The sequence below is a fragment of the Mesorhizobium sp. M7A.F.Ca.CA.003.01.2.1 genome (assembly GCF_003998945.1).
Taxonomy (GTDB): domain Bacteria; phylum Pseudomonadota; class Alphaproteobacteria; order Rhizobiales; family Rhizobiaceae; genus Mesorhizobium; species Mesorhizobium ciceri.
In genome coordinates this window covers 1-4,620 of the sequence record NZ_RZRA01000432.1, presented here as the reverse complement: position 1 = coordinate 4,620, position 4,620 = coordinate 1, and the positions used below count along the sequence as shown (strand labels likewise).

Here is a 4,620-nt window from a genome sequence, read left to right as displayed (position 1 = left end):
ATGCAACCGGCGCAAGGCCGGCGATGGCCCGCAGCAGCGTCGATTTGCCGGAGCCGGATTCGCCGACCAGGCCGAAGGATTCGCCCGGCTGCACGTCGAGGCTGACGCCTTTCAGTGCGCGAAAACGGTCGAAGATCACTTCCAGCCTGTCGACGGCAATCGCAGAAGTCATGCCGCCCACTCCGGCTTGCGGTCGAGCACCGGCAGCGGGTGGCGGTCGGCACCGATCTTGGGCATGCAATTGAGCAGGCCGCGCGTGTAGGGATGCTGGGCCTGGCCGAGTTCGGACGCCTTGAGCTGCTCGACCACCTTGCCGGCATACATGACGATGACGCGGTCGCAGAAGGACGAGACCAGGCGCAAATCGTGCGAGATGAAGATCAGCCCCATGCCACGCTCACTGACCAGCCGGTCGAGGATGCCGAGCACATCGAGCTGCACGGTGACGTCGAGCGCCGAGGTCGGCTCGTCGGCGATCATCATTTCCGGACCGGCGATCAGCATCATGGCGATCATGGCGCGCTGGCCCATGCCGCCCGAAACTTCATGCGGATGCAAATTGAAGACGCGAGAGGGATCACGGAGCTGCACCGCCTCCAGCATGGCCAATGCACGGTCGCGCGCCTCCGCCTTGCCGACCTTTTCATGGGTGCGCAGCGTCTCGACGATCTGGCGACCGATGCTCATCACCGGGTCGAGCGAATATTTCGGATCCTGCAGGATCATGGCGATGCGCTTGCCGCGCAGCTTCCTGCGTTCGCGTGGCGAGACGGTGAGCAAATCGATGCCGTCGAAGGCGAGCTTGTTGGCCGATATCCGCGCCTGCGGTGGCGTCAGGCCCATGATGGCGCGGCCGGTCTGCGATTTTCCCGAGCCGGATTCGCCGACGATGCCGAGCCGTTCGCGGCCGAGCGAAAAGGAAACGCCGCGCACCGCCTCGATCAGCCCGGTGCGGGTCGGGAAGGTGACGCGCAGGTCGTCTACGTTGAGAAGCGTTTTCGTTTCTCCGCTCATTGGTCGCCGCTCATTGGTCGCCACTCCGCGGATCGAGCGCGTCGCGCAGGCCGTCGCCAAGCAGGTTGAAGCCGAGGCTGACGATGAGGATGGCGAAGCCCGGCGCACCGGCCACCCACCACTGGTCGAGCACGAAGCGGCGGCCGGACGCGATCATCGTGCCCCATTCGGGCAGCGGCGGCTGCGCGCCGAGGCCGAGGAAACCGAGCCCGGCGGCGGTCAGGATGATGCCGGCCATGTCGAGCGTCACCCTGACGATCAGGGACGAAATGCAAAGCGGCATGATATGGCGCAGCACGATGCGGAAGGGCGAGGCGCCCATCAGTTGCACCGCCTTGATGTAGTCGGAATTGCGCACCGTCAGCGTCTCTGCCCGCGCGATGCGGGCGTAGGGCGGCCATGAGGTGATGGCGATGGCCAGCACCGCATTCTCGATGCCGGGGCCAAGTGCTGCGACGAAGGCCAGCGCCAGGATCAGCTTGGGAAAGGCGAGGAAGATGTCGGTGATGCGCATCAGGATGGCATCGGTCCAGCCGCCGGCATAGCCGGCCACCGTGCCGACCAGAAGGCCGATGGGTGCGGCGATGATGGCGACCAGGATGACCACGTAAAGCGTCCAGCGCGAGCCGTAGAGGATGCGCGACAGGATATCGCGGCCGAGATCGTCGGTGCCGAACCAGTGCTCGGCGCTCGGCGCCAGCAGGCGCGCGTTCTTCAGGTCGCCGAACGTTGGCGAATAAGGTGCCAGCACGCCTGCAAGGGCGGCAACGACCAGCAGGGCAATGATGATGAGCAGGCCCAGAAACGCCAACCGGTTGGCGGAAAAGCGCCGCCACGCCACATAGGCGCGGCCGAGCCTTGCCTGCATGCGCGAGGCCGGCCGCTCGCTGAGCAGCCAGTCGCGACGGCTCTGGATGGTGTCGACGCTCATGCGGACTTCGTCCTCGGATCGAGCACCCGATACAGCAGGTCGGAGAGAAGGTTGATGGCGATGAACACCGAGCCGATGACGATGGTGCCACCGAGCACCGCATTCATGTCGGCGTTCTGCAGCGAATTGGTGATGTAAAGGCCGATGCCCGGCCATGAGAAGACGGTCTCGGTCAGCACCGAACCTTCCAGCAGTCCGGCATAGGACAGCGCGATCACCGTCACCATCGGCACCGCTGCGTTGCGCAGCGCGTGGCCCCAGATGATGCGGGTTTCCGACAGGCCCTTGGCGCGCGCCGCGACGATATATTCCTGCGACAATTCGTTGAGCATGAACGAGCGCGTCATGCGGCTGATATAGGCGAGCGAGAAATAGCCGAGCAGCGAGGCCGGCAGGATGATGTGGCGGAAGGCGTCGTAAAAAACGTCCCACTGCCCCTGCATCGCAGAGTCGAGGAGATAGAAGCCGGTGATCGGCGTAAAGGTGTATTCGTAGACGACGTCGAGCCTCGCCGGGAAGGCAACCCATTGCAGCTTGGCGTAAAACAGCACCAGCCCAAGCAGCCCCAGCCAGAAGATCGGCACGGAATAACCGATCAGGCCGATGACGCGCACGATCTGGTCGATGAGGCTGCCGCGCCTGACCGCGGCCAGCACACCGAGCGGCACGCCGAACAACGCGCCGATCAGCGTTCCGAGGGTCGCCAGTTCCGTCGTGGCCGGAAGCGCCCGGCGAATGTCGGTCATGACCGGATTGGTGGTCAGCACGGAGACGCCGAAATTGCCGTTCAGCGCATTCTTCACATAGATGTAGAACTGCTCGATCAACGGCAAATCGAGGCCCATCTCGCGGCGCGTGCGCTCAACCACATTGGCCGGCGCCCGGTCGCCGAGCACCGCCAGCACCGGGTCGATTGGAATGACGCGGCCGATGAAGAAGGTGACCGCGAGCAGACCAAGATAGGTCGTGATCGCAATGACCAGGAAACGGCCAAGCGATGATGCAACAGCGACGGCGCGGGCGCTGCCGCGCCCCGCCGCCACTTCTTTTTCAACCGCGCTCATGCGGCGTGTCCGCGAGCACTATTCCTTGGACACCGGTCCGACGAAGTTGGTGTCGAAGCTCGGGCCGAGCGCAAAGCCCTTGAGGTTCTTGCGCAGGCCGGCCACTTCCAGCTGCTGGTGGATGACGACGAAGGGGCTGGTGTCGAGGATTTTCTTCTCGAGATCCTTGTACATGTCGGCGCGCTTGCCGGCATCCTTCTCGAGCAGTGCCGCTTCCGTCTGCTTGGTCAGGTCCGGAATGTCCCAGGCGTTGCGCCAGGCCAGCGTCTTGGTCTTGGCCCCATCCGAATTGTCCGGGTTCGAGGCAAAGGTCTGGGCGTTGGAGTTCGGGTCGAAATAATCCTGGCCCCATTGGCCGATATAGATGTCGTGGTTGCGGGCGCGGTATTTGGTGAGCGTCTGCTTGCCGTCGCCCGGGATGATCTCGAGCTTGATGCCGGCCTGTCCGAGCGTCTGCTGGATCGATTCCGCCATCCCGGTCGTCGGCTGGCCGGTGCGTACGTCCATGGTTACGCTGAAGCCGTCGGGCAGACCGGCCTTGGCCAGCAATTCCTTGGCCTTGGCGACATCGAGCTTGAACGGATTCTCATCCAATTCGCCGAGCACGCCCTTGGGCAGGAAGGTCTGATGGATTTCGCCGATGCCCTTGAGGATGGTGGAGCTCAAGGCATCATAGTCGACCAGATACTTGAACGCCTGGCGCACCTCCGGCTTGGCGAGGTTCGCGTTCTTCTGGTTGAGGCTGATGTAATAGACCGTGCCCTTGGGCGCGCTGGTGGTGGTGAGGTCGGCGTTCTTGGCGATGGCGTCGAGGTCGTTCGGTTCGAGATTGCGGGCAACGTCGATGTCGCCAGCCTCGAGCGCCAGGCGCTGGCCCGAGCTTTCCTTCATGTTGCGATAAATGACGCGGGCAAGCTTGGCTTTTTCGCCGTAGTAATTGTCGTTGCGCTCGAGAACGACGGCTTCGTTGGCCCGCCATTCGCGCAGCTTGAAGACGCCGGAGCCGGCATAGCCGGTCTTCAGCCAGGCATTGCCGAAGTCATTGTCCCATTTGTAGTCGGCGCTCGGCGTGACCGAAGCGACATGCTCCTTGACCAGCTTGGCGTCGACCACCGAAGCCACCGTTGCCGACAGGCAGTTCAGCACGAAGCTCGGCGCATAGGCCTTGTCGACGGTGAACTGGAAGGTGCCGTCGTCGACAGCCTTGGCCTTTTCGGTGACGTTGTCACCGCTGATGCCAAACTGGCCGATGATGAAGGCCGGGCTCTTGTCGAGCTTGATGACGCGCTCGAACGACCAGGCGACATCGGACGCCGTGATCGGATTGCCGGAAGCGAATTTCAGGCCGGGCTTGAGCTTGAACGTGTAGGTCAGGCCGTCATCGGAGACGGTCCAGCTTTCGGCAAGGTCGCCCTTGACCTTGGAGGTGTCGCTGAGGTCGAGACGGACAAGCAGATCATAGGTGTTGCCGGTGACCTCGGCGGTCGACAGCTCGAACGCCTCGCCCGGATCCATGGAGATGATGTCGTCGATCGCGAAACCTTCGACCAGCGTGTCGGCGGGCGTGACCGCACCGGCGGGCGCGCCGGCCAGAAGCAGCGCCGACATGGC

At 63.7% G+C, this 4,620-nt stretch carries 5 protein-coding genes; all 5 read right to left on the bottom strand.

What is annotated here, in order from left to right:
- On the bottom strand, positions 1 to 172 hold a 172-nt coding region (locus EN969_RS18000; protein WP_127419285.1), incomplete at its 3' end, for an ATP-binding cassette domain-containing protein.
- On the bottom strand, positions 169 to 1,014 hold the full coding sequence (locus tag EN969_RS17995; protein WP_127419284.1) for an ABC transporter ATP-binding protein: 846 nt from the start codon (positions 1,012 to 1,014) through the stop codon (positions 169 to 171). The genes EN969_RS17995 and EN969_RS18000, both read right to left, overlap by 4 nt.
- A gap of 10 nt (positions 1,015 to 1,024) precedes the next feature.
- Positions 1,025 to 1,945, bottom strand: a complete 921-nt coding sequence (gene nikC, locus EN969_RS17990) for a nickel transporter permease (RefSeq protein WP_013527924.1) — start codon at positions 1,943 to 1,945, stop codon at positions 1,025 to 1,027.
- Positions 1,942 to 3,009, bottom strand: a complete 1,068-nt coding sequence (locus tag EN969_RS17985; RefSeq protein ID WP_013527925.1) for an ABC transporter permease — start codon at positions 3,007 to 3,009, stop codon at positions 1,942 to 1,944. The genes nikC and EN969_RS17985 overlap by 4 nt, the downstream gene beginning before the upstream one ends.
- Positions 3,010 to 3,027: 18 nt before the next feature.
- The coding region (locus tag EN969_RS17980) for an ABC transporter substrate-binding protein (protein WP_164758321.1) at positions 3,028 to 4,620 on the bottom strand (1,593 nt) is incomplete at its 5' end.

Excerpts from the sequence above, each read along its gene's own strand:
- EN969_RS17985 (WP_013527925.1), bottom strand. The coding sequence starts at position 3,009 with ATGAGCGCGGTTGAAAAAGAAGTGGCGGCGGGGCGCGGCAGCGCCCGC.
- EN969_RS17995 (WP_127419284.1), bottom strand. The coding sequence starts at position 1,014 with ATGAGCGGAGAAACGAAAACGCTTCTCAACGTAGACGACCTGCGCGTC.
- nikC (WP_013527924.1), bottom strand. The coding sequence starts at position 1,945 with ATGAGCGTCGACACCATCCAGAGCCGTCGCGACTGGCTGCTCAGCGAG.